This window comes from Novosphingobium sp. GW821-FHT09E05, assembly GCF_059416165.1.
Window position 1 is genome coordinate 204,348 of the sequence record NZ_JBWKOQ010000001.1, and the last position, 24,345, is coordinate 228,692.

The 24,345-nt window shown below is 67.6% G+C and carries 22 protein-coding genes; 11 read left to right on the forward strand and 11 right to left on the reverse strand.

Features of this window, described 5'->3' with window-relative positions; genetic code table 11:
* Positions 1-19: 19 nt before the first annotated feature.
* From AC07M9_RS01000 to AC07M9_RS01015, 4 genes are all read right to left on the reverse strand, one after another.
* Positions 20-1,789 carry a cation:proton antiporter domain-containing protein gene (locus tag AC07M9_RS01000; protein WP_494880575.1) on the reverse strand — a complete coding sequence of 590 codons (1,770 nt, stop codon included), beginning with the start codon at positions 1,787-1,789 and terminating at the stop codon, positions 20-22.
* Positions 1,790-2,061: 272 nt separating this feature from the next.
* The gene (locus AC07M9_RS01005) at positions 2,062-2,496 is read right to left on the reverse strand and encodes a hypothetical protein (protein WP_494880576.1); all 435 of its coding nucleotides are present in this window, start codon (positions 2,494-2,496) and stop codon (positions 2,062-2,064) included.
* A complete protein-coding gene (locus AC07M9_RS01010) occupies positions 2,493-4,868 on the reverse strand; it encodes a DNA translocase FtsK (protein ID WP_494880578.1) in 2,376 nt (791 codons plus the stop codon). Before AC07M9_RS01010 ends, AC07M9_RS01005 begins: the two co-directional genes overlap by 4 nt.
* 29 nt (positions 4,869-4,897) lie before the next feature.
* Positions 4,898-5,536: a thiamine phosphate synthase gene (locus tag AC07M9_RS01015; RefSeq protein ID WP_494880579.1), complete on the reverse strand. Its 639-nt coding sequence runs from the start codon at positions 5,534-5,536 to the stop codon at positions 4,898-4,900.
* Between the two features lie 22 nt (positions 5,537-5,558).
* On the opposite strand from AC07M9_RS01015, the gene AC07M9_RS01020 reads away from it, so the two are divergent.
* On the forward strand, positions 5,559-6,209 hold the full coding sequence (locus AC07M9_RS01020; RefSeq protein WP_494880580.1) for a YggS family pyridoxal phosphate-dependent enzyme: 651 nt from the start codon (positions 5,559-5,561) through the stop codon (positions 6,207-6,209).
* 18 nt (positions 6,210-6,227) lie between these two features.
* Here AC07M9_RS01020 and AC07M9_RS01025 read toward each other — a convergent pair whose 3' ends face one another.
* Together AC07M9_RS01025 and pyk are read right to left on the reverse strand one after the other, a co-directional pair.
* Positions 6,228-6,857 carry a LysE family translocator gene (locus tag AC07M9_RS01025; protein ID WP_494880582.1) on the reverse strand — a complete coding sequence of 210 codons (630 nt, stop codon included), beginning with the start codon at positions 6,855-6,857 and terminating at the stop codon, positions 6,228-6,230.
* A 10-nt stretch (positions 6,858-6,867) separates the two neighbouring features.
* The gene (gene pyk / locus AC07M9_RS01030; RefSeq protein ID WP_494883858.1) at positions 6,868-8,358 is read right to left on the reverse strand and encodes a pyruvate kinase; all 1,491 of its coding nucleotides are present in this window, start codon (positions 8,356-8,358) and stop codon (positions 6,868-6,870) included.
* A 102-nt stretch (positions 8,359-8,460) separates the two neighbouring features.
* Here pyk and AC07M9_RS01035 point away from each other — a divergent pair, with 102 nt between their 5' ends.
* Positions 8,461-8,772: a DUF1244 domain-containing protein gene (locus AC07M9_RS01035; protein WP_494880584.1), complete on the forward strand. Its 312-nt coding sequence runs from the start codon at positions 8,461-8,463 to the stop codon at positions 8,770-8,772.
* A gap of 147 nt (positions 8,773-8,919) precedes the next feature.
* Complete coding sequence (locus tag AC07M9_RS01040) at positions 8,920-9,156, forward strand: DUF2312 domain-containing protein (RefSeq protein ID WP_007679276.1); 237 nt, start codon at positions 8,920-8,922, stop codon at positions 9,154-9,156.
* A 31-nt stretch (positions 9,157-9,187) separates the two neighbouring features.
* Here AC07M9_RS01040 and AC07M9_RS01045 read toward each other — a convergent pair whose 3' ends face one another.
* Both AC07M9_RS01045 and AC07M9_RS01050 read right to left on the reverse strand, forming a co-directional pair.
* Entirely contained in the window at positions 9,188-10,051 is an 864-nt protein-coding gene (locus AC07M9_RS01045; protein ID WP_494880586.1) for a hypothetical protein, read from the reverse strand.
* A gap of 206 nt (positions 10,052-10,257) precedes the next feature.
* Entirely contained in the window at positions 10,258-10,974 is a 717-nt protein-coding gene (locus tag AC07M9_RS01050) for a CPBP family intramembrane glutamate endopeptidase (RefSeq protein WP_494880588.1), read from the reverse strand.
* 193 nt (positions 10,975-11,167) lie between these two features.
* Here AC07M9_RS01050 and AC07M9_RS01055 point away from each other — a divergent pair, with 193 nt between their 5' ends.
* From AC07M9_RS01055 to AC07M9_RS01075, 5 genes are all read left to right on the forward strand, one after another.
* A complete protein-coding gene (locus AC07M9_RS01055; protein ID WP_494880590.1) occupies positions 11,168-11,932 on the forward strand; it encodes a YebC/PmpR family DNA-binding transcriptional regulator in 765 nt (254 codons plus the stop codon).
* Between the two features lie 9 nt (positions 11,933-11,941).
* Entirely contained in the window at positions 11,942-12,418 is a 477-nt protein-coding gene (ruvC, locus tag AC07M9_RS01060) for a crossover junction endodeoxyribonuclease RuvC (RefSeq protein WP_494880591.1), read from the forward strand.
* Between the two features lie 64 nt (positions 12,419-12,482).
* On the forward strand, positions 12,483-13,088 hold the full coding sequence (gene ruvA, locus AC07M9_RS01065) for a Holliday junction branch migration protein RuvA (protein ID WP_494880593.1): 606 nt from the start codon (positions 12,483-12,485) through the stop codon (positions 13,086-13,088).
* A 3-nt stretch (positions 13,089-13,091) separates the two neighbouring features.
* On the forward strand, positions 13,092-14,120 hold the full coding sequence (gene ruvB / locus AC07M9_RS01070) for a Holliday junction branch migration DNA helicase RuvB (RefSeq protein WP_494880594.1): 1,029 nt from the start codon (positions 13,092-13,094) through the stop codon (positions 14,118-14,120).
* 253 nt (positions 14,121-14,373) lie between these two features.
* On the forward strand, positions 14,374-15,381 hold the full coding sequence (locus AC07M9_RS01075) for a PEP-CTERM sorting domain-containing protein (RefSeq protein ID WP_494880596.1): 1,008 nt from the start codon (positions 14,374-14,376) through the stop codon (positions 15,379-15,381).
* A gap of 218 nt (positions 15,382-15,599) precedes the next feature.
* Here AC07M9_RS01075 and acnA read toward each other — a convergent pair whose 3' ends face one another.
* The gene (acnA, locus tag AC07M9_RS01080; RefSeq protein WP_494880598.1) at positions 15,600-18,272 is read right to left on the reverse strand and encodes an aconitate hydratase AcnA; all 2,673 of its coding nucleotides are present in this window, start codon (positions 18,270-18,272) and stop codon (positions 15,600-15,602) included.
* Between the two features lie 165 nt (positions 18,273-18,437).
* Positions 18,438-19,334: a DMT family transporter gene (locus tag AC07M9_RS01085; RefSeq protein ID WP_494880600.1), complete on the reverse strand. Its 897-nt coding sequence runs from the start codon at positions 19,332-19,334 to the stop codon at positions 18,438-18,440.
* Between the two features lie 193 nt (positions 19,335-19,527).
* Here AC07M9_RS01085 and AC07M9_RS01090 point away from each other — a divergent pair, with 193 nt between their 5' ends.
* Positions 19,528-20,967 (forward strand): L,D-transpeptidase family protein, encoded by a 1,440-nt coding sequence (locus AC07M9_RS01090; RefSeq protein ID WP_494880602.1) that lies wholly within the window; start codon positions 19,528-19,530, stop codon positions 20,965-20,967.
* A gap of 126 nt (positions 20,968-21,093) precedes the next feature.
* Positions 21,094-21,387, forward strand: a complete 294-nt coding sequence (locus tag AC07M9_RS01095; protein WP_494880604.1) for a hypothetical protein — start codon at positions 21,094-21,096, stop codon at positions 21,385-21,387.
* A gap of 543 nt (positions 21,388-21,930) precedes the next feature.
* On the opposite strand, the gene recQ is transcribed toward AC07M9_RS01095, so the two are convergent.
* A complete protein-coding gene (recQ, locus tag AC07M9_RS01100; RefSeq protein WP_494880606.1) occupies positions 21,931-23,811 on the reverse strand; it encodes a DNA helicase RecQ in 1,881 nt (626 codons plus the stop codon).
* Positions 23,812-24,045: 234 nt separating this feature from the next.
* Here recQ and AC07M9_RS01105 point away from each other — a divergent pair, with 234 nt between their 5' ends.
* Positions 24,046-24,315 (forward strand): hypothetical protein, encoded by a 270-nt coding sequence (locus AC07M9_RS01105; protein WP_494880608.1) that lies wholly within the window; start codon positions 24,046-24,048, stop codon positions 24,313-24,315.
* The last annotated feature ends 30 nt before the right edge of the window (positions 24,316-24,345 follow it).

Sequence of the window (24,345 nt, forward strand, 5' to 3'; positions counted from 1 at the left end):
TCGGTGACGACGGAGCGCCTCACATCGCTCCGCCCTCGCGCGGCTCGCGGGTGCGCTGGGTGATGATGCGGTCGCGCGCGGTGCGCAGGTCGCCGGATTCGTATTGGGCCGAGAGCCGCTCCTTGTCGCGCAGGCGGTAGGTGTCCTCGGCCTTGGCGATCTCCTCGCGCGAGACGCCGAGGCCGCCGAGCGCATTGCGCGCCAGCAGCACCGCCGATTCGCGGACCTCGCGGGTGATCGACTTGACCGGCGAATCCTTGAGCCGCAGCAGTGCGCGGCGGTCGAATACGCGGGCGTGGATATCGGCGCGCGGGAAGGCGTCGTGGACGGCGTGGAGGAAGGCCTCGGTCAGCTGGTCGCCGTCGATGCAGAACACGATCAGCTCGGCCTCCCCCGCGCCGGCCTGGCGCAGCAGGTCGATGCGGGTGCCGTCGCCGAAGTAGACTTTGGCGCCGAACCCGCCGGCGACGTCGATCATCTCGATGTCGGTGTCGATCAGCGTCACCTCGATGTCGGCGGCGATCAGCATCTGCGCCACCGTCTGCCCGAAGCGGCCGTAGCCGACGACGAGGGCGTTGGCGCCGTCGTCCTGCGGTTCCTCGCGACTCTCGGTGCTGGCGGGCCGCTCGCGGATGCGGCGCGTGGCCATCATCAGGAACGGCGTGGTGACCATCGAGAGGGTGACGATGGCGCTGAACAGGCTGGTCGCGCCGGCATCGACCAGCATCGATTCGCTGGCCTGCGCGAAGAGCACGAAGGCGAACTCACCGCCCTGGCTCAACAGCAGGCCCAGCGCGAGCGCGCTGCGCCACTCCATGCGGAAGGCGAGGCCGAGCAGGAAGATGATCGTGGCCTTCACGGTGATAAGCGCGAGTGCCATTGAGACCACGAACAGCGGCCGCTCGGCGATGGCCGAAAGGTCGAGCAGCATGCCCACCGACATGAAGAACAGGCCAAGCAGGATCGAGCGGAACGGCTCGACGTCGGCCTCCAGTTCGTGGCGGTAGGGGCTGTCGGCCAGCATGACGCCGGCGATGAAGGCGCCCAGCGCGGTCGAGAGGCCGAGCGCCTGCATCAGCGCGGCCGAGGCGATCACCGTGAACAGCGCGGCGAACACGAACATCTCGCGCTCGCCCAGGTTGCCGATCAGGCGGAACAGCGGGCGAATCGCGAAGCGGCCCGCGAGGATCAGCCCGGCGATCGCGGCGGCGGTCTCCAGCGCGAGGATCCAGCCCGGCGGTCCCTCGGGCAGCGCCGGATTGCGGTTCATCGCCGCAATGATCGTGATGAGCGGGATGATCGAGAGGTCCTGGAAGAGCAGGATCGCGAAGGAGCGCTCGCCGAAGGGAGTGTGGAGGCGCCCGGCGCTCTGCAGCATTGGCAGGACCTGCGCGGTCGAGGACAGGCCGAGCGGGAGCCCCAGCGCCAGCGAGGCCTCGATGCTGAAGCCGGTGAAGACATAGATGATCCCCGTCACCGCCACTCCGCACAGCGCCACCTGCAGCAGCCCGAGCCCGAAGATCTCGTGCCGCATCCGCCACAGGCGCGGTGGCGCGAGTTCCAGGCCGACGATGAACAGCAGCAGGGTGATACCCAGCTCGGCGATGCCCATCTTGCTCTCGGGATCGCCGATCAGCCCCAGCGCATAAGGCCCCAGGATCGCGCCCGAGAGCAGGAAGCCCAGCGTGGCACCCAGCCCGAGCCGCCGGAACAGCAGCACGAAGATGAGCGCGGTGCCCAGCAGCAGGAACCCGTCCCGCAGCAGGAAATCCTGTGCATGTTCTTCCATGAGAGCCTTTCGATCGGGAGAGAGCCCATTTCTTAGAGCGAGGTGGGCGCGGGGCCAAGGCCTACCTTAGGTCCGGGTGGCGTCCGAGCAAGTTGCCTCGCCGGCCAACCTCCTACCCACCTATTTCGTCATTCCCGCGAAGGCGGGAACCCAGCGGGCGCCCCTTCGTGTGGCAGCCTCATCAGATGGGTCCCCGCCTTCGCGGGGATGACGAGACAAGCGAATGACGAGAACGAGGGATCACGAACGAGGGGATCACGAAAAATAAGCAACTACCTCGGCAAGACCCCGGTGCAGACATAGCGCAGGGCCCTGCCGTCCTCGCTGTCCCACTGGACGCGCGTGACCGCGCTTGTGCCCGTCGAAGCGGCCAGCGCGGCGCCGGTCGGGCCGATCACCTGCCACTGCGCCGTCACCACGCGCCCGCCGGTGCAATCCACGCTGCGCTGCGCGAAGCGGGTGGTACCGCGCGGATAGGCGCGGCTGGCGCGGTTCATGACCTCGGCCTGCCGGAAGGTCCGGCCGAGCCCCCCGGCGCCAACGCTGGCGGTGTCGATCCGCACGCTGCGACCGAGCGTCCGCTCCACGTCGAGCGTAAAGATTTTGACCCAGCTCCCCGCCGTGGTGGCGAGCGTCTGCGCGGCTGCCGGGGCGGCGGCGAGGGCGCAGAGAGCCAGGGCCGCCCCGCCCATAAAGCCCGGCTTCACAGCGGGTTGCCGTTCTCGTCGCGGTAGATGTCGCGGCGGCCGACGTGGTTGGCCGGGCCGACAAAGCCGTCGTTTTCCATGCGTTCCACCCACTTGGCGGCAGTGTTGTAACCCACGCCCATCTGGCGCTGCAGCCACGAGACCGAGACCTTCTGGTTCTCGAACACGAGGTGGCAGACCTGGCGGTACTTGCGCTCGTCGGGCGCGTCCGAGGCGGTGGCGTCGAGGTCGTCGAAGCCGAAGCTGCCTTCCTCGGGCTCCTCGGTGACGGCGTCGACGTAGTCGGGCTTGCCCTGGCCGCGCCAGTGGGTGGCGACGAGTTCGACTTCCTCGTCCGAGACGAAGGGGCCGTGGACGCGCTTGATCGGGTCCGAGCTGGGCTTGTAGAGCATGTCGCCCTTGCCCAGCAGCTGCTCGGCGCCCTGTTCGCCCAGGATCGTGCGGCTGTCGATGCGGCTGGTGACGGCGAAGGATACGCGGGTCGGCAGGTTGGCCTTGATGACGCCGGTGATGACGTCGACCGAGGGGCGCTGCGTCGCCATGATGAGGTGGATGCCCGCCGCGCGGCTCTTCTGCGAGAGGCGCTGGATCAGGACTTCGATCTCCTTGCCGACGGTGACCATGAGGTCGGCCAGCTCGTCGACGATGAGGACGATCTGCGGCAGTGCCTCATAGTCGAGCTGGCGGTCCTCATAGAGTTCCTCGCCGGTGTCCGGATCGAAGCCGATCTGGATGCGGCGGCCGAGCGGCTTGCCCTTGGCGGCGGCGGTGCGGACCTTCTCGTTGAAGCTGGCGAGGTTGCGCACGGAGATCTCGCTCATCATCCGGTAGCGCCGCTCCATTTCCTCTACCGCCCACTTGAGCGCGCGGATGGCCTTGGGCGGCTCGGTGACGACGGGCGAGAGCAGGTGCGGGATGTCGTCGTAGCTCTTGAGTTCGAGCACCTTGGGATCGACCAGGATCAGCCGGCACTGCGCCGGGGTGAGCCGGTAGAGCAGCGAGAGCAGGATGGCGTTGAGGCCGACCGACTTACCCGATCCTGTCGTACCCGCAACCAGCAGGTGAGGCATCGTCGCAAGGTCGGCGACCACGGGCTCGCCCGCGATGTCCTTGCCCAGGATGATCGGCAGCATGCCCTTGTGGCTCATGAACGCCTCGGAGGCGACCATCTCCTTGAACGAGACCATCTGGCGGTCGGCGTTGGGCAATTCGATACCCATGACGGTGCGGCCGGGGATCGAGGATACGCGCGCCGAGATCGCCGACATGTTGCGGGCGATGTCGTCGGCCAGCCCGATCACGCGGCTGGCTTTGATGCCGGGGGCGGGCTCCAGCTCGTACATGGTGACGACTGGGCCGGTGCGCACGGCGGTGATCTCGCCCTTGACGTTGAAGTCGTCGAGCACCGTTTCCAGCAGGCGCGCGTTGCGTTCCAGGCTGAGCTTGTCGATCTTGGGCTGCGAATTGGGCTGCGGGTCCTCGAGCAGCTCGAGCCCGGGCAGCGTATACTTGTCGAACATGTCCTTCTGGCGGTTGCCGAAGCCAATCTGCGCGGGCGTGGCCGATGCCCGGGGTTCGGCGATCTCGGGCGCCTTGCGGGACTTGTCGGCGGCGGCGGCGGGGCTTTCGGCCACGCGCGGCGCGGCCTCTGGCTTGGGGGCCGGCTTCTCCTTGCCGGCCTTGAACGGGATTTCGTCCGGTGCGGGCAGGGCCCGCGGCAGGTGGCCGATCCGGCCCGGCAGCGTCAGCAGGCGCACCCAGTCGAGCGCGAAGACGCGGCCCGCCAGCAGCACGCCCGAGCCCAGGCACACCAGCGCGAGGGCGAGCTTGATCCAGTTCTGCACGATGGGCGGCGAGAGTTCGGCGAGCACGGTGACCGCCTTGGCGCCCAGCAGCCCGGTGATCCCGCCCATCGAGGCGGGCAGCGATCCGCCCGGCTGGGTGAACCACAGCGAGAGCACGGTCGCGATCAGCAGCATCGCTGCCGCCAGCACACCCACCGGGCGCCACCAGCGCTGGTCGGAATGTTCGATCTCGCTGTCGTCCTCTTCGACCAGCAGCCACAGCTTGCGGCCGAATACGTAGAGCAGGGGGACAAGCAGCGCCGCGACCGGGCCGAATAGCACCAGCACGCTGTCGGCCACCCAGGCGCCGACAGGACCCATCCAGTTCTGCACCATGCCGCCCGCGGCGGTGGAGGTCGACGGGTCGGTCTGGTGATAGCTCACCAGCGACAGCGCCAGGAACGCCATGCCGGCAAACAGCGCGACCGCGCCCGACAGCTCGCTGGCGCGGCGCAGCGAGCGCTTCAGGATGGCGCGCCAGTCCGGCTTGGCGATTCGCCGACCGGGCGCGATGGGCCGAGTAGCCATTTCAAAATTTCCCCAGGGTTCGGCCCCGATTATGCGGCGGGCGAGGAGTCCGCGTCAAGAATGGATCGGGAACGCGGCTGTGGGAGCCCTTTGCTCCTTTCCCCCCTTCGCGGGAATGACCGGGCATTGGGGAGGGCCAACCCGTCGATCGCCGCCCATCGCCGCATGCCGTGGAGCCGCGCCCGCTCCGCCGTCACGCCGCCGAGCGCTATCACCGGCATCCGCGAGCGGGCCGCAATGAGCCGCCAGCGCACGGGCCCCAGCACGTTGCCGCCGGGATGCGAGGTGGTCGGGAAGACCGGCGACAGCAGGACCGCATCCGCCCTCGCCCGGTAAGCCTTGGCCAGTTCGCGCAAGCTGTGGACGGTGACCAGCCGCACCGTGCGCGGTCCCCGGGCCAGCCGCTCCGGCGTCCCGTAGGCTCCGTCCGCACCCCATCGCCGCGCGGCCCGCGCATCGCCCGACATGACCACCATATGCCCGAACCGGCGCGCCACGCGGGCCAACGCCTCGAACCGCGCCCGGCGCTCATCCGGCGGCAGGTGGTAGTGCCGGAACACCAGCCCGGAGCCGCGCGGCAGGCGCGCCAGCGTGGCCTCCAGCACCGCGTCGTTGCGGGCATCGCTCACGAGCCAGAGCAGGGGAATCGACGGCTGGCGGATTGTCACGGGGACGCTATAGCAGCGCGCCATGGATCAGCTAGAAGACATCCGCGCCCGCATCGCCCAGTCTGCGCGCATCGCCGGACGCAAGCCCGAGGCGGTCGAACTCGTCGCCATTTCCAAGACCCAAGATGCGGCAGCCATTGAACCGCTGCTCGCCGCCGGGCAGCGCGTGTTCGGCGAGAACCGGGTGCAGGAGGCGCAGGCCAAGTGGCCGGCGCTGCGCGAGGCTTACGCCGGCGTTGAGCTGCACCTGGTCGGCCAGCTCCAGTCGAACAAGGCCGAGGATGCCGTCGCGCTGTTCGACTGTATCCACTCGCTCGACCGACCCTCGCTCGTCGCCGCGCTCGGCAAGGCGATGGAGAAGGCGGGGCGGAAGGTGCCCTGCTTCATCCAGGTCGACATCGGCGAGGAGGAGCAGAAGGGTGGCTGTCCGATCGCGGACGTCCCCGCGCTGCTCGCCTCGGCGCGTGAGGCGGGGATCTCCGTCGTCGGCTTGATGTGTGTGCCGCCCGCCGGGATCGAGGCGGCGCCGTTCTTCGCGCTGCTTGCCAAGATCGCCGCCGACAATGGCCTCGACCAGCTCAGCATGGGCATGAGCGAGGACTTCGAGACCGCCGTGCTGCTCGGCGCGACGCACGTCCGCGTCGGCAGCGCGCTGTTCGGGGCGCGCGGCTGAAGCCTCGGCCGCTGCGCGTCAGGCCGCGCGGAACGCCAGCAGGGACAGGCCGAAGCCGGCGAAAAGCCCCCCCGTCAGCCGGTTGAACAGGCGCTTCACGTCGCTACGCTGGAGGTGGCGGGAGAGGGCGCGGCCGCTTACCGCGTAGACGCCGTACCAGAATGCCTCGATCACCGCGAAGACGCCGACGAGGATCGCGAACTGGGGGGGCTGCGGGCGCGCCGGGTCGATGAACTGCGGCAGGAAGGCGGCGGCGAAGACGATCGCCTTGGGGTTGCTGATCGCGATGGCATAGCCGCCGCGCAGCAGCGCCAGTGCGCTCACTTTCTTGCGCACCGCGGGGGTCTCGCCGTCGTCCTCGCCGACGGGCGCGCGCCAGGCCTTGACCGCCAGGTAGAGCAGGTAGGCCGCGCCCACGATGCGCAGCGCGGTGAATGTGCCGGGCAGCGCATGGAGCAGCGCGCCGAGCCCCAGCGCGGAGGCCGCCAGCAGGGTCACGAGGCCCAGCAGGCAGCCCACCATGGCGGCGAGAGTGCGCTTCATCCCCAGCTCCACGCTGCGCGACAGGACGTGCAGCATGTTGGGCCCCGGCGTCCCGCTCAGCAGGAAGACCGCGATCGCGAAGATCCAGAGGGTATGAAGCGCCACTTTGGTTCCCTTACTTGGGGGTATCGAGTTCGTTGCCGGTCAGGGTCACGATGTGCAGCAGGTTGGTCGAGCCCGGCACGCCGAACGGTACGCCTGCCAGCGTCACCAGCCGCGAGCCGGCGGCGCCGAAACCATGGCGCAGCGCCATACGCTTGCCCTTGGCGATCATCTCCTCGAAGCTGCCGATATCCCGCGTGATGACGCAGTGCGTGCCCCACAGCAGCGCGAGGCGGCGCGCGGTCTTCTGCAGCGGGGTCAGCACCAGCATCGGCGCGGCAGGCCGCTCGCGCGCCACGCGGCGGGCCGAGATGCCCGAGCCGGTGAAGACGACGATGCCCTCGATCGTCAGGGTGTCGGCGATCTGGGCGCAGGATTCGGAGAGCGCGTCTGCCGAGGTCGCGTCGGGCGGGGTCTGGGCGATGTGGATGCGCTGGCGGTAGGTCGGGTCGCTTTCGACCTTGATGGCGATGCGGTCCATGATCGTCACCGCCTCGACCGGCCACTGGCCCGCCGCCGTCTCGGCCGAGAGCATCACCGCGTCGGCGCCGTCGTAGACCGCGTTGGCGACGTCGGACACCTCGGCGCGGGTGGGCGAGGGGCTGGTGATCATCGATTCGAGCATCTGCGTCGCGACCACCACCGGCTTGCCCTGGGCGCGGGTCTTCTCGACGATGTGCTTCTGGATCGGCGGCACTTCCTCGGGCAGCAGTTCGACGCCGAGATCGCCGCGCGCGACCATGATGCCGTCGGACAGCTCGATGATCTCGTCGAGGCTTTCTACCGCGGCCGGCTTCTCGATCTTGGCCATGATCGCGCCGTGGCCGCCGGTCAGGCGGCGTGCTTCGGCGACGTCCTCGGGGCGCTGGACGAAGGAGAGGCCGATCCAGTCGGCGCCCATCTCGACCGCGAAGGCGAGATCGCGGCGGTCCTTCTCGGTCAGCGCCGGGATCGGCACGAGCGCATCGGGGATGTTGACGCCCTTGCGGTCCGAGATCGGCCCGCCGACTTCGGCGCTGCACAGGATCGCGTCGGGTTCGGCGCGGATGACGACGAGGCGCAGCTTGCCGTCGTCGATCAGCAGGCGCTGGCCCTTCTGGAGGATGCCGAACAGCTCGGGATGCGGCAGGCAGACGCGCTCGTCGTTGCCCGGCGTGGGATCGCGGTCGAGCGTGAAGTGGGCGCTGTGGCGGATGAAGGCCTTGCCGCCCTCGAAGGTGCCGACGCGCAGCTTGGGGCCCTGGAGGTCGCACAGGATGGCGATCGGGCGCTCGAGGTCGCGTTCCACCGCGCGGATGTTGGCGATGGTTTCGCGGTGGGTGTCGTGGTCGCCGTGGCTCATGTTGACGCGGAAGGCGTCGGCGCCGGCCTTGAGCAGCCTGGCGATCATCTCCCTGTCGCGGCTGGCGGGGCCGAGCGTCGCCAGGATCTTCACCTTGCGCTGGCGCTTGATGCCGCGGTGATGCGGCGAGCGGCGGTAGGGGACGGTCGCGGAGGGAGGGATGCTGGCCAAGTTGCTGTGCCTCTTTCAGGAAGGGGGGCTCTTTCAGGAACGGTGCGTCATATGGCAAAGGCAGCATTACAAACCAAGGACGATTGGCAGAATATGAACGATAGTGACCGTATTGACGCGCTGGACGACAGGGTCGCCGCCGCCGCTTTCCGCCGCCTGGTGCGCCATCTCCAGCACCGCAGCGACGCCGAGAACATCGAGCTGATGGGCCTCGCCGGCTTCTGCCGCAACTGCCTGGCCGACTGGATCCGCGACGCCGGCTTTGAGGGCGACAAGGCCGATGCCCGCGCCGTCATCCACGGCATGCCGTTCGGCGAGTGGAAGGACAAGTTCCAGTCCGAGGCGACGCCTGAACAACTGGCGCGCATGGAGGAGAGCGTGAGGAAGAACGCGCCGGGGCATTGATCTCCCGTGGCCCTGCCTGCGCGAGGACGACGGGATAGCGCAATCACGCCGCGCGATTTTCCACAGGGCGGTGCTTTGCCCGAATCCTCGCGGCTCGCTATCAGCCCGGCCAACCGATTCACGATTATCACCGGAGCACCTATTCCCATGGCCGAAACCACCGACGATCGCCTGCGCCTGCTGATCGAGCGCGTCGAGCGCCTCGAAGAGGAAAAGAAGGGCATCTCGGACGACATCCGCGATGTCTACAACGAGGCCAAGGCGGTCGGTTACGACGTCAAGATCATGCGCCAGATCGTCCGCATCCGTAAGATGAAGCCCGACGATCGCCGCGAGATGGACATGCTGCTCGACACCTACAAGTCGGCGCTGGGCATCGACTAAGTCGAACTTTCAGCTTTCCCGCCTCGGAGCACTACTGCGTCTGGGGCGGGACGGCCGAGATCGGCGTGGTAGAAGTTTGCGCTTCCACGCTCTGCTGCAAGATTATCTCGTTTAAAGTCGGCTGCAGGGCCGCAACGGCGGCTTTGTCGCCCCGATCAGTCGCAAGCTTGATCTGCTCTGTCAGCACGCCGATCATTTGGCTCACATTGGCACTACGGATGGCTGTCTCGGCACCTTGCTTGCTGATCGCTGCGTCAAGCAAGAGCTGAATTCCCCGTTCGAAGGAGCACGCCTGATGGTAGTCGTTCACGGTGCGGACCATCTCGTCGGCAGTAAATAGCGAGACCGGTTGATTTTTTTTAGCATTCAGGGCGTCGATAATCCGCTTGCGTTCCGTGTCCATGACTTTTGTGATGGCCGGGACGATCTGGCTTTGGTATATGGATGCATCAATGTTGCTGCGAGTGGATGTCGCGAATGCCGCACCTCCCGATAGGATCGACTTGGCTAGTTCGCCACCCACGATGCTGCTGGTGATGCTCAATCCTGAACTGACGATATCGAATAGCGCGTTCGATGCAGCTTTGTTCGCGTAAATTCTCCCCTTTTCTTCTTGGCATATGCTGTTCGCGTGATTGACGAGGATTTCTTGCAGTCGGTTGCGGTAATATAGCCTGTCTTCCGGATTCGGGGCTGCGACCGCAAGCGCATAGGCGGTATTCCCTGCAAACACCGGCGGTGGTGATTCCGAATCCAGCGATTGGCGCGCCTCCGGAAATCGAAAGCAGGACAGATCGATCGACATTTTGGCGTCGTTGACATGGTCTGCCGTCAAAGCGCATCCGTTTTGCCGCAATTGTGGCGTGGTTACCGTCGTCGGATTGACCCTGGCCATTCGCCCCATTGTTCCGCATCCGGATAGTCCGACACAGAAAAAAATTGAGACAATCGCTATTCTGGAAAAAGACATGCTGAACCCCCGCTCACAAGTCATCTTGCACGATGACGAAATGATCGGATGTCGCAACAAAAAATTGTACCGGATGCGATTAAATATTTTCAGAAACGGCGTGTCGGCGAAAATTTACTGGCTGGACAATCTTATCCAGCCGTCGCCAGCGCCATGCTTGCCGCATTGGCGGCGGCGTGCTGGAGAATAGCGGCGGCCAGGCCGATCCGCTGGCGGGTGAAACCCAGCAGCGCGGCTGCCCACAGCTGCGGCAGGACCATCGGCAGCGACAGCACCGAAGTTGTCGGATAGTTCATGAGGTGGACCGCGGCGAACAGCAGCGCCACGATCCAGAACAGCGCCGGATAGAGCGTGCGGTAGAGGCGCGGCGCCTCGCGTCGGCGCAACCACCACCAGCCCCCGGCAGCGGCCGCCGCAAGGGTCAGCAGCAGCCCCGGCAGGACGAGCGGCGCCACCGCCCTCGCCGCCATCACCAGTACGCTGAACAGCGCGAAGCAGGCCAACAGCCACAACGCCCGCGGCCGACCGGTCTGCCAGCCGCGAAAGATCGTCTCCTCCAGCACCGGCGCGACGATCACCGTAATCGGCAGCAGCCACCCGCCCGGCAGCTTGCCAAAGGCATCGGGCAGCGGCAGCGCGAACCGGTGCTGCCAGAACGCGATCAGCGGCATGATGATCAGGAACAGGCCGCCAACGTGCAGGGCGACCAACACGCCCAGCGGAGCCCAGGTCTGGCGTCGATGCAGACCCCAGGGATGCAGCACCGTCGGCCGCTTCAGGAATGCAGCCAGTTCGCGCAGGATGGGGCGGGCGCCGGTGACGGCAGGAGTGTGGATCTGTGTGGCCATACTGCCTGCTAGCCGCCTTTCCCTTGCGATTTCCTTGCCGTCCCGGTGGTCCTGCCCGGCTGGCGCGACGGAGGCTGGTGGCAGCGGCTGCTCTAGCGGCGGTTGCCCTTGGGGCCCGCCCTGTTGTAAGGCCCGCGCCACTTCATTCATCGAGACCCGCGCCTCTGATCGCGGACAGCAAACGAGCGGACCCATGGCAGGCCATTCCAAATTCAAGAACATCATGCATCGCAAGGGTGCGCAGGACAAGAAGCGCTCGGCGCAGTTCAGCAAGCTCAGCCGCGAAATCACCGTCGCGGCGAAGATGGGCATGCCCGACCCGGACATGAACCCGCGTCTGCGCGCCGCCGTCAACGCCGCCAAGGCGCAGTCGATGCCCAAGGACAACATCCAGCGCGCCATCGACAAGGCGACCAAGGGCGACGGCGAGAACTACGAGGAAGTGCGCTACGAGGGCTACGGCCCCAGCGGCATCGCCATCATCGTCGAGGCCCTGACCGACAACCGCAACCGCACCGCCACCAACGTGCGCACCGCGTTTGCCAAGAACGGCGGCAACCTCGGTGCTTCGGGCGCGGTCAGCCACGGCTTCGAGCGCCTTGGTCTGATCGAGTACCCCGCCAGCGTGGGTGACGAGGACAAGGTCCTCGAAGCTGCGATCGAGGCGGGCGCCGAGGACGTGCAGAGCGACATGGGCGACGGCGACGAGAACCCCGGCGGCCACCAGATCTGGGTCTCGGTCGATTCGCTGCACGAAGTCGCGCGCGAACTCGAAAAGACGCTCGGCGAGGCCGAAGGCGTGAAGCTCGCGTGGAAGCCCAACCTCGCCGTCGACGTCGACGCCGATACCGTCGGCACGCTGATGAAGCTGGTCGACACCCTCGAGGAGGACGACGACGTCCAGACCGTCTGGGGCAATTACGAGATTTCCGACGACGTGATGGAGACGCTGGGCTAAGCGCCCCGCATGATCATCATCGGCATCGACCCCGGCCTGACCTGCACCGGCTGGGGGATCGTCGCCAAGAGCGGCAGCCGCCTCAGCCACGTCGCCAACGGCCAGATCCGCACCGATGCAAAGGCCGGCATGGCCGAGCGGCTGGTCGAACTCGACGCTGGGCTCACCGACGTCATCCTCCTCCACCGACCCGATAGCGGCGCGGTCGAGGAGGTGTTCGTCAACGTGAATCCGCAGTCGACGCTCAAGCTCGGCCAGGCGCGCGGCGTCGCCATGCTCAGCCTCGCACGCACCGGGATGCCGGTGGCGGAGTACTCGACCAAGGTGATCAAGAAGGCGCTGGTCGGCACCGGCGGCGCCGACAAGAAGCAGATCCAGGCGATGCTGAAGGTGCTGCTCCCCGGCGTGAAGCTGGCGGGTGAGGACGCTTCGGATGCGCTGGCGGTGGCGATCACTCATGCGAACATGATGGGCAGCCACCGGTAGGTCGTTCCATTCCCCCTCCAAAGGGGCTGGCGCGGCGAATCGCTTCCTGCCATAGGAACAAACCATGATCGCCAAGCTGACAGGATTGCTCGACGATACCGGCCCGGACTGGGCGATCATCGACGTGAACGGGGTGGGCTATCTGGTCCACTGCTCGGCGCGCACGCTCGACCATCTCGGCATCCGGGGCGACCGCGTTGTCGTGCATACCGAGATGCAGGTTTCCGAAACCGACCAGCGCCTGATCGGCTTCACCAGCGGGGCGGAGCTGGCCTGGTTCCGGCTGCTTACTGCGGTGCAGGGGGTGGGCTCCAAAGTGGCGCTGGCGATCCTCTCGGCGCTGACCACCGACGAACTCCAGCGCGCCTGCGCCGGCGGCGACGCCGCGATGGTGGCGCGCGCGAACGGCGTCGGCCCCAAGCTCGCCAGCCGCATCGTCAACGAACTCAAGGACAAGGCCGGCGCGCTGCCGGTGGCGCCGGGCCTGCCCGGAGCGATCGTGACGGCGCCCCCGGGCTCGGCCAGCGCGGATGCGGTCTCGGCCTTGCAGAACCTCGGCTTCAAGCCCCCCGTCGCTGCCATGGCCGTCAGCAGGGCGGTCGAGGAACTGGGCGAGGACGCGGGGCTCAACGACCTCGTGCGCGTCGCGCTCAAGCGGGCTGCGGGATAACAGATGACCGACAACCCCATCCTCACCCCCGCGCGCCAGCCGGAGGACGCCGATGCCGCGCTCCGGCCCAAGACCCTGGCGGAGTTCGTCGGACAGGCGGCGGCGAAGGACAATCTCTCGGTGTTCATCGAAAGCGCCAAGTCGCGGCGCGAGGCGATGGACCATGTACTGTTCTTCGGGCCTCCGGGCCTCGGCAAGACGACGCTGGCGCAGATCGTCGCGCGCGAACTCGGCGTGGGCTTCCGCGCCACCTCGGGCCCGGTGATCGCCAAGGCGGGCGACCTCGCGGCCCTGCTCACCAATCTCGAGCATGGCGACGTGCTGTTCATCGACGAGATCCACCGCCTCAATCCCGTGGTCGAGGAAGTGCTCTACCCGGCGATGGAGGACCGCGCGCTCGACCTCATGATCGGTGAGGGGCCGTCGGCGCGCTCGGTGCGGATCGACCTGCCGCCCTTCACGCTGGTCGGCGCCACCACCCGCGCAGGCCTGCTCCAGACGCCGCTGCGCGACCGTTTCGGCATCCCCGTGCGGCTCCAGTTCTACAGCGTTGACGAGCTGATCAAGGTCGTGACCCGCGGCGCCGGGCTGCTCGGCATCGGCATGGACCACGGCGGGGCGACCGAGATCGCCCGGCGCGCGCGCGGCACTCCGCGCGTGGCGGGGCGGCTGATGCGGCGCGTGCGCGATTTCGCCCATGTCGCCGGCTCCGAGGTCGTCACCCGCGCCATCGCAGACGATGCGCTCAACCGGCTGGAGGTCGACGCGATCGGCCTGGATGCGCAGGATCGGCGCTACCTCAGGATGATCGCGGATATCTACAAGGGCGGCCCGGTGGGCGTGGAAACGCTGGCGGCGGGCCTGTCCGAGCCGCGCGACACGATCGAGGAAGTGATCGAGCCCTACCTCATCCAGCTCGGCCTCGTGGCGCGCACCGCGCGGGGGCGCTGCCTCAACGACCGGGCCTGGCGGCACCTTGGCATGACCCCGCCGCAGGCCCCGCAGAGCGGGCTTTTCGATTCGGAAGGCTGAGCGCCAGGCCGTTGAATTAGGCCGCAAAACCGTCGGTCCAGTTTACACCGCCGGGGCGCGACAGTCCCGTTTCGGTACACCCTGTCAGTTAGAACGATAAATTAACCAGTTTTCCCGGCTTGGGACGCTGGAATTGCGGTTAACGCCGTTGTCGCGTTAACCGGTCTCTGCGTTGTTTCTGGCAGATGGGTCGCAGGTGTCCGCTTGATGGCGTTGCCGGCAACCTCACGGGAAACAAAAGAGAGCAAACATCATGTCCGTTCGGATGGCCCTTGCGAAACTGTCTGCCTGCGCGGCCGGCTGTGCGATCATCGGTGGCGGCGCCGTCCACGTGGCGGAGACGCAGAAGCAAACCACCGAGTACCGCAAGCTCAAGATGGCCAAGACGGCGCAGCCCTCCAAGCGCCCCGCCGCGCGCGTGGTGCGCAAGGACGAGCCGCGCACCACCCGGCGCGTGCGCAAGATCATCAAGCGGACCTGCTGCGACCAGCCGCAGATGGCGATGGTGCCGCTGCCCCCGCCGTACATTCCGCCCGCTCCCGCGCCCTATGGCGGCGGTGGCGGCGCCGCGCCTGTGGTGATCGGCGGCGGCCCGGTGGGCGGCTTCGGCGGCGGGTTCTTCGGCGGCTTCTTCGGCGGTGGCGGCGGTGGAGGCGGCGGTGGCAACATCGTCATCACCTCGACCACGGGGGGATCGACCTCGAACGGCGAGATCACCTCGACGACCACGACCACCGGCGGCGTGACCTCGACCAGTTCGGGCAACGTGTCGACCTCGACTTCGGGGAACCTTTCGACCTCGACCTCGGGCAACGTGTCCACCTCCACCTCCGGTAACGTGTCGTCCACGTCGTCGACCTCGGGCAATGTCTCGAGCTCGACGACGTCCGGTAACGTGTCCTCCACCAGCACTTCGGGCAACGTCTCGTCGACCACGACCAGTTCGGGCAATATCTCGAGCACCTCGGGTAACGTGTCGTCGACCTCGACGACGTCGGGCAACGTCTCGACCACCTCGGGGAACGTCTCGACCAGCACCAGTTCGTCGAGCAGCACCTCGTCGTCGACCTCGACGAGCAGCTCGACCTCGTCGTCCACCTCCAGCTCGACGTCGAGTTCCACTTCGACCAGTTCGGGCGGTTCGACCTCGACCTCGTCGGGCGGCACCGACGTGCCGGCCCCGCCTATGCTGATCCTGTTCGGCGCCGCCGCCGCCGCGATCACGGCCCGACGCCGCCGCGCGCGCGCCAGGGCGGCCTGAGGCGAGAACTACGGCGGGCGCCGCTCGCAGTGGATGATGTGGAAGGGGCGGTGCGGGGCACCGCCCTTTTTCGTTGGCGCCGAGGGCATGCGGACCCGGCTGCCGCGCCCCGATCCCGGCCCCGATACCTGCAGTCCGACCACGCTTCTCCCATAGAAAAACCCCGCCCGGCTTGCACCGGACGGGGTCTGTCTGACGCTTGAAGCGCCAGCGGCTTATCAGGCCGCCAACTTGCGCAGCACGTACTGCAGGATGCCGCCGTTCATGAAGTACTCGACTTCGTTGGCGGTATCGATGCGGCACAGCGCGGTGAAGGTGAACTGCGTGCCGTCGGCGCGCGTCACTTCGACTTCGACGTCCTGCTGCGGCTTGAGGCTGGCGACACCCTTGATGGTGAAGGTGCAGTCGCCGTTCAGCGCGAGGCTGTGGCGGCTCTCGCCGTCCTTGAACTGCAGCGGCAGCACGCCCATGCCGACCAGGTTCGAGCGGTGGATGCGCTCGAAGCTCTCGACGATGACGACGCGCACGCCCAGCAGGTTGGTGCCCTTGGCGGCCCAGTCACGCGAGGAGCCGGTGCCGTATTCCTTGCCGCCGATGACGATCAGGGGCGTGCCTTCGGCCTTGTGCTTCATGGCCGCGTCGTAGACGGGCATGGGCTCGGTGCCGTAGCGGCTCATGCCGCCCTCGATGCCGGGGACCATCTCGTTGCGGATGCGGATGTTGGCGAAGGTGCCGCGCATCATCACGTCGTGGTGGCCACGACGCGCGCCGTAGGAGTTGAAGTCCGCTTTGGCGACCTGATGCTCCATCAGCCACTTGCCCGCCGGGCTGTCGGCCTTGATCGAGCCGGCCGGCGAAATGTGGTCGGTGGTGATCGAATCGCCGAGGATGAGCAGCGGCTTGGCCTCGATGATGTCGGAGACCGGAGCCGGGGTCATCGTCAGGCCCTCGAAGTACGGCGGGTTGGCGACGTAGGTCGATCCGGCGCGCCACGAGTAGGTGTCCGAACCGACGACGTTGATCGCCTGCCAGTGCTCGTCGCCCTTGTAGACGTCGGCGTAGCGGGCCTGGAACATGGCGCGGTCCATGCAGCCTGCCATGGTCTCGGCGACTTCGAGGTTGGTCGGCCAGATGTCCTTGAGATAGACATCGACGCCGGCCGTGCTCTTGCCGATCGGGGTGGTGGTGAAGTCCTCCACCACGGTGCCCTTGAGCGCGTAGGCGACGACCAGCGGCGGCGAGGCGAGGAAGTTGGCGCGCACGTCGGGCGAGACGCGGCCCTCGAAGTTGCGGTTGCCCGAGATCACCGCCGCGGCGACGAGGCCGTTTTCGTTGATCGCCTTGCTGATCGGCTCGGCGAGCGGGCCCGAGTTGCCGATGCAGGTGGTGCAGCCATAACCGACGAGGTTGAAGCCGATGTTGTCGAGGTGGACCTGCAGGCCGGCGCGGTTCAGGTAGTCGGTGACGACCTGCGATCCGGGGGCGAGCGAGGTCTTGACCCAGGGCTTGGGCCTCAGACCCAGCTCGTCGGCCTTCTTGGCGACGAGGCCGGCGGCGACCAGCACGCCCGGGTTCGAGGTGTTGGTGCAGCTGGTGATCGCCGCGATCATGACGTCGCCGTCACCGATGTCGAAGTCCTTGCCGTCCACAGGAACGCGGGCGGGGGTCTTCTTGTAGGTCGCGGCCATGTCGGCGTTGAAGACGTCGTCGACCTCGGGGAGGGCGACCCAGTCCTGCGGGCGCTTCGGACCGGCGAGCGAGGGCACGACGGTGGCCATGTCCAGCTCGAGGGTGCTGGTGAAGATCGGGTCGGCGGCGCCGGGTTCGATCCAGAAGCCCTGCTCCTTGGCGTAAGCCTCGACGAGGGCGATCTGCTCCTCCTCGCGGCCAGTCAGGCGCAGGTAGTCGATGGTCTTGTCGTCGATGCCGAAGAAGCCGCAGGTCGCGCCGTACTCGGGCGCCATGTTGGCGAGCGTCGCGCGGTCGGCCAGCGACAGCGAGGCGAGGCCGGGGCCGAAGTACTCGACGAAGCGACCGACGACGCCGTGCTTGCGCAGCATCGAGGTGCAGGTGAGCACGAGGTCGGTGGCGGTGACGCCTTCCTGGAGTTCGCCGACCAGCTTGAAGCCGACGACTTCGGGGATGAGCATCGACACGGGCTGGCCGAGCATCGCGGCTTCCGCCTCGATGCCGCCCACGCCCCAGCCGAGCACGCCCAGGCCGTTGACCATGGTGGTGTGGCTGTCGGTGCCGACGCAGGTGTCGGGATAGGCGACCAGCTCACCGTTCTGGTCGTCGCTCGACCACACGGTCTTGGCGATGTTCTCGAGGTTGACCTGGTGGCAGATGCCGGTGCCCGGGGGGACGGCGTAGAAGTTGTCGAGCGACTTGGAACCCCACTTGAGGAAGTCGTAGCGCTCCATGTTGCGCTGGTACTCGATCTCGACGTTCTGCTCGGCCGCCTTGGGGTGGCCGAACTCGTCGACCATGACCGAGTGGTCGATCACGAGGTTGACGGGGACCAGCGGGTTGATCTTGCTGGTGTCGCCGCCGAGCTTGGCGATGGCGTCGCGCATGGCGGCCAGGTCGACCACGCAGGGAACGCCCGTGAAGTCCTGCAGCAGCACGCGCGCGGGGCGGTACTGGATTTCCGCGCCGGTCTTGGGGTCCTGCTGCCAGTCGACGATTGCCTTGATGTCGTAGGTGGAAACGGTGAACCCGCCGTCTTCGAAGCGGAGGAGGTTCTCGAGGAGGACCTTCATCGAGAACGGCAGGCGGCTGACGTCGCCGATCTTCTCGGAGGCCTTCTTCAGGGAGTAGTAGGCGACGTCCTTGCCGCCGACTGTCATGGTGCTGCGGGTCCCGAGCGTGTCCTGTCCGACCTGGGTCATAGTGGGTTTTTTCCCCTTAGAGTGAGGCCTGCCTGCTGCTTCGCGGCGCTCCTGAACCGTGTTGCAGTGCGACAAGCGGATTCGTCGGCCCGCCGATGCGCGCTAAGGGCCGGAAGGTCAAGGGGCAGGGGGGTGGAGTTTTGGTCGGGAAAGCCGTGCGGTGATCTAGATCAGTGTGTCCTCTTGTGTCCTGCGCGTGCCGATCCAACAACCGAGCACGATCAGGGCGGCCCCGGCAACGACCCCTGCGCCCGGCGCCTCGCCGAAGACCAGCCATCCCATCAGCGCCGCCCAGAGGAAACCGGTGTACTCCACCGGGACCAGCACCTGCGCCTCGGCCCGGGCATAGCCCCAGGACAGGAACAGCAGCGCCGTGGTCGCCAGAGCCGCGCCAAGGGCGGCCCAGCCCAGGCTCACCGCGTCCGGCATGGTCCAGTAGAACGGCGCGATGACGAGGAAGATCAGCGCGACGTTCATGTTCTGGAACATCGCGATCTCGACCGGCCCCGCCAGCATCGCCTGCTTGCGCTGGAGCACGAGGTTGAGCGCATAGAAAACCGCCGAGAAGACGATGGCGATCGTGCCTTCTATCGCCTCGGGTCCGTATTCTCCGGCGCCGAAGCGGTCGGCGCCGATCACCACCATGCCCACCAGCCCCAGCAGCGCTGCAAGGATGGCTCGCGGGCGGATCGTCTCGCCCAGCAGCAGCGCGGCGAAATAGAGTGCGATGATGGGGGCGAAGAACGAGATCGCCATGCCCTCGGCCATCGGGATACGCACGAGACCGTGGAAGAACAGCGCCGCCATGATCGCGGTGATGCCTGACCGCTGGAGATGCAGCACCGCCACCTTGCGGCTCGGCACGGGGCGCCCGGCGACAAGCCAGATCGGCAGCATCATCGCGGTGCCCAGCAGGTTGCGCAGCAGCATCGCGGTGCCCACGCCGACCATGAGCGAGGCCGCCTTCATCGCCGCGTCCATCACGCTGAACGCGGCGATCCCCGCGATCACGGAAAGGACCGGCAGCAGGGTGGACGCAGGAGGGCTCGAAGGGGCTCGCATGACCGCTCGCCTGTCGCCCCGCGCAAGGTTGTGCGCAAGCAATTCATGCCTGCGACAGGTCGCATCCTTGAAGAAAGATGCGTAAAAGCGCACATCACGGCGGTGCGGCAGGCAACCTTCGGGGGGCGCCGCGCGTTATTCCAGGGGCTTTCGTGAAAGCCCGGGGCATCCAGTCGACAGGTTTCAGGCAAATATGGTGAGTTTCAAGTGGTTCGGTCCCGGCGTCGTCTCGGCGCTAACGATCCTGTCCCTCGGTGCGCAAGTCGCGCAGGCCCAGAAGGCCAAGGCCGGGATGCCCGAGGATCTGCTGCCCAGCAGCGCGCCCACGCCGGCGCCCGTCCGCACCTCCGCGCCGACCCCGCTCCCCGCCGCGCGGCCAAGCGCCGTCCCCGCCACCGGCACGACCCCGGCCGGCGTTCCGGTGGTGTCCTCGCCGATGGTGCAGGACGTCGTCGTGTCGGAGCCGGTCATGCCTTGGACGCTGGCCGACGCGCAGGCGCTGCTGAGGACCGTCGAGTACATCGGCAAGGAAGGGCTGCTGCCCGCCGACTACCAGCCCAGCGCTCTCAAGGCGGCGATAGCGGCGGGCGAGGGCGACGCGCTCGACGCTCTGGCCAGCCGCGTCTTCGGCTGGCTGATCGAGGACCTGCGCGACGGCCGCACGCCGATGACCGCGCGTGTCCAGTGGTTCGCGGTCGATCCGGACCAGGACGCGATGCCCACCGCCACGATCATGGCGCAGGCGCTGTCCGACCACGACATCGCCGGCGTGGTCGACAAGCTCGCACCGACTAACCCGGACTACGCCGCGCTCAAGACCGAGCTGAACGCCACGCCGATGGCCAACAAGCCGCGCCGTGCGCTGATCCAGGCCAACATGGACCGCTGGCGCTGGCTCGCGCGCGATCTCGGCACCGTCTACCTGATGACCAACGTGCCCGAATTCCAGCTGCGTCTGGTGGTCAAGAACAAGATCCTGCGGACTTACAAGACCGTCGTCGGCAAGCCCGGCCGCACCGCGACGCCGCAGCTGGCCGAGACGGTCAGCGCGGTCGTCTTCAACCCGACCTGGACGGTGCCGCAGTCGATCGTCAAGGGCGAGGGGCTGGGCGCCAGGGTGCTGGGCAACCCGAAATGGGCGGCGGCCAACCACTACAAGGGCTACAAGAACGAGAATGGCACGATCACCGTCGTCCAGCAGCCGGGCCCGAGCAACGCGCTCGGCCTGATGAAGATCGACATGCCCAACCCGCATGCGATCTACCTGCACGACACGCCCTCCAAGCAGTACTTCAACTCCGAGGTCCGCGCTTTCAGCCACGGCTGCATCCGCACCGAGCGCGCGGTGGAGCTGGGCATGACCATGGCGATCCTGGGCGCGCAGATGCCCGCCGCCGAGGCCGCCGAACTTTCCCGCGCGGGCGAGTACAAGAAGGTGCCAATGACGCGCACCTTCCCGGTCTACCTCACCTACTTCACCTTCGCCCGCTCGATCGACGGCGAGCTGAAGCCCTTCGCCGACATCTATGAGCGCGACACGCCGGTGCTCGCCAGCTTCAAGGCCGCCCGCGAACTCAAGACCACCCAGCGCGCCAGCGAAGAGGCGATCATCCAGCTCGACAACCCGCTCTGACCTGATCCGTCGTCCCTGCATTCGCGGGGACGACGCCGATCCAACGCGCGGGCGATTGCACGCATCGTCCCCTTGCCCCGCCGGGCCCGGCCGCCCAAGTCGGCTGCAACGGCAAGGAGACCTGCAATGACCGACACCAACGCCGACCGTATCGCCGAGGCGACCTCCCGCATCGCCGACCTCGAGGCCGAACTGGAAGCCGCCGGCACCACCACCAGCGAGGCCGAGGCGCTCGCCCGCGTGCGCGCACTGCTCCACGACTGGGTCGACAGCGTCGTCGCCGTGGTGGCGACCCCCGGGGTGGGCCGCGTCGTGCTGATCCATGAAGACGGCTCGGAATCGCGCATCGCTTCGCCCGAACTGCCGTTCCGGCTGGCCGTGCCGGTGACGTTCGGGGATGCGGGCGCCGCCGCCGATTGAAGATGGAGGCGACGCCTGGTTGCGCCCCAAAGCGGAGGTATTGCGTTCAGCGCAAACCAGTACCGACCGGCACAAACTGAAGCAGAACCCGCAAGCCGTAAGCGACACATGCCAACGCGCTGATGCCCAACAAACCGGTGAAATACCAAAACGGGATGCGCTGATTGCTGCGATAAGAAGTCATTATCGATGCGTCCGCATGGCTACGTCGAAGACGCTTCCAAACAGCGCCGCCAAGAACCAGCCCAACGAGGAGATAAATTACAGCTTGCACCATAAGGTTGCTTATCCCAATCGACAGCCGATGGCAGCTTACTACCTAAGCCCGTCATCCCCGCGAAGGCGGGGATCCTGCTTCCTTTGTGTCGGATGAGAGGTTGGATAACAAGCGGGCCCCCGCCTGCGCGGGGGCGACGGGGTTGTTGATGCAAACTCCCTGTTCGCACGAACCGGTGGCGAATGCAGGATTGGCGCCGACAGCGGCATCTTGGTCAGCGCGGCGAGTCAGGCCCCGGTGGGAGCGGGGACACGTCCGCCAGCCCCTCAGAACTGCCTGATCACCGCCAGGAACGCCTCGCCGTAGGCGTCGAGCTTGCGGGTGCCGACGCCGCCGATGCGGCCCAGTTCGGCCAGCGACGAGGGGCGTCCCTCGGCCATTTCGCGCAGGGTCGAATCGTGGAACACCACGTAGGGCGGCACGCCGGCCTCCTTTGCCAGTTCGCGGCGCAGTTCGCGCAGGGCTTCGAACAGCGGATCGTCGACCGGGTTGGACACGGCGTCGCCGCCGCGCGAGCGGCGCTTGCGGTCGGGCTTGGGCGGCACCACGATCGCGACCGCCGCCTCACCCTTGAGGATCGCGCGGGCATCGCCGCCGAGCGCGAGGCCGCCGTGCTCGGTCGGGGTCAGGCTGCCGCGCGCCTGCAGCGCGCGGGCGAGCGCCTTCAGCAGCGGCTTCTCGTCCTCGGTGAGGATGCCGAAGACCGACAGCTGGTCGTGCCCGCGCTGGAGCACGCGGTCGTCCGAGACGCCCGTCAGGACCTTTTCCAGATGCCCCAGCCCATACGTCTGCCCGGTGCGGTAGACCGCCGAGAGCAGCTTGCGGGCAAGGTCGGTGACGTCGACCACGCCGACCGGATTGAGGCAGTTGTCGCAGTTGCCACAGGTCTCGGGCGGATGCTCGCCGAAGTGGCGCAGCAGGACGGCGCGGCGGCAGGCGGCGGTTTCCACCAGCCCGGCGAGTGAATCGAGGCGCTGGCGCTCGCTCTGGAGGCGGTGCGGTTCGATCTCCGAGAGGCGCTGGCGCGCGCGCGCGAAGTCGTCCGCGCCCCAGAACATCACCGCCACCGAAGGGTCGCCGTCGCGCCCGGCGCGGCCGGTTTCCTGGTAGTAGCCCTCGATCGACTTGGGGATGCCGGCGTGGGCGACGAAGCGCACGTCGGGCTTGTCGATGCCCATGCCGAAGGCGACGGTGGCGACCATCACCATGTCCTCGGACGCGACGAAGGCGGCCTGGTTGCGGGCGCGGACCTCGGGCGCGAGGCCGGCGTGGTAGGGCAGCACGCGGCGGCCGGTGGCGGCGGCGAGGCTTTCGGCCAGCTGCTCCACCCGCGCACGGGTGGGCGCGTAGATGATGCCGGGGCCGGGATTGTCCTCGAGCACGGCCTTCAACTGGCGGCCGGCATTGTCGCGCGGCTGGATCGTGTAGCGGATGTTCGGCCGGTCGAACCCGGCGACGATCAGCCCCTCGTCCGGAATGCCGAGCTGGGCGAGGATGTCCTTGCGGGTATGGTTGTCCGCCGTCGCCGTCAGTGCGAGGCGGGGCACGTTGGGGAAGGCATCGAGCAGCGGGCGCAGCAGGCGGTAGTCGGGCCGGAAATCGTGGCCCCACTCGGACACGCAATGCGCCTCGTCGATGGCGAAGAGGCCGACGCGTGCGTTCATCAGCAGTTCGCGGAAGTGCGGCTGGCTGGCGCGTTCGGGGGCGATGTAGAGCAGGTCGAGCTCGCCCGCGCGGAAGGCATCGACCGTCCGGGCGCCATCGGTGTCGGCGCTGGTGAGCGCGGCGGCGCGGATGCCGTTGGCGCGCGCCGAGCGCAGCTGGTCGTGCATCAGCGCGATCAGCGGCGAGACGACCACGCAGGTGCCCTGGAGCAGCACGGCGGGCAGCTGGTAGGTCAGCGACTTGCCCGCGCCGGTCGGCATGATGGCGAGGGTGGAGCGGCCGTTGATGACGCGGTCCACCACCTGGTTCTGCACGCCGCGCAGGGACGAGAAGCCGAAGACGTCGTGCAGCGCCTTGGCCACTGCCGCATCGTCGGGCACCGGGGCGGGCGACCAGTCCACGTCGGGGGCGTGGATGTCCATCATGTCGGCGTCGGGTTCGCCGTAGAAGGTCGTCTCGAAAGGCCAGTCGTCGTCGTTCACGGGGCCGACTATGGCAGATGCGGGGGGCGCATGGGAACCCGCAGGCCGAGCGGTTTCCTCCGCTTTCGTGGCGATTGGGGGCCGGGGGCCATGACTTTGGCCAGCTCGTAGGAATCCGTAGCAGCCGGTTCAGGCGCGCTTTGCCGATCCGGTGTTAGTTCGGTGTTGCTGCAAACGTTTTCAGGTCGCGGGGACCTGACAGCCGGCAGCGCTCACGGGTCGGAAAAAGAAACAATGGGTCGCTATACGCAGGATGCCTTCGCCGGGCGCGGTGAGAGCCGGTGGAACTGGCTGAACGAGATGGAATTCGCCGAGAAGGCCCACGTTCTCAAGATGCTGGCGCGCGAGCTGGGGCAGGACACCGCGCCTGCCATCGACGAACTGGCGCACCATGGGCTCGATGCGGCGCTGGGTGTGCTGACCGTTGCCGCCGGCGGCGCCAACGTGGGCGAGGCTTACTTGCGCCACCGCGCCCTGTGGCGGGCGGGGCAGTCGATGGGGTGAGCCCGGCGTCCCCGGCTCGGCCGGGGACGC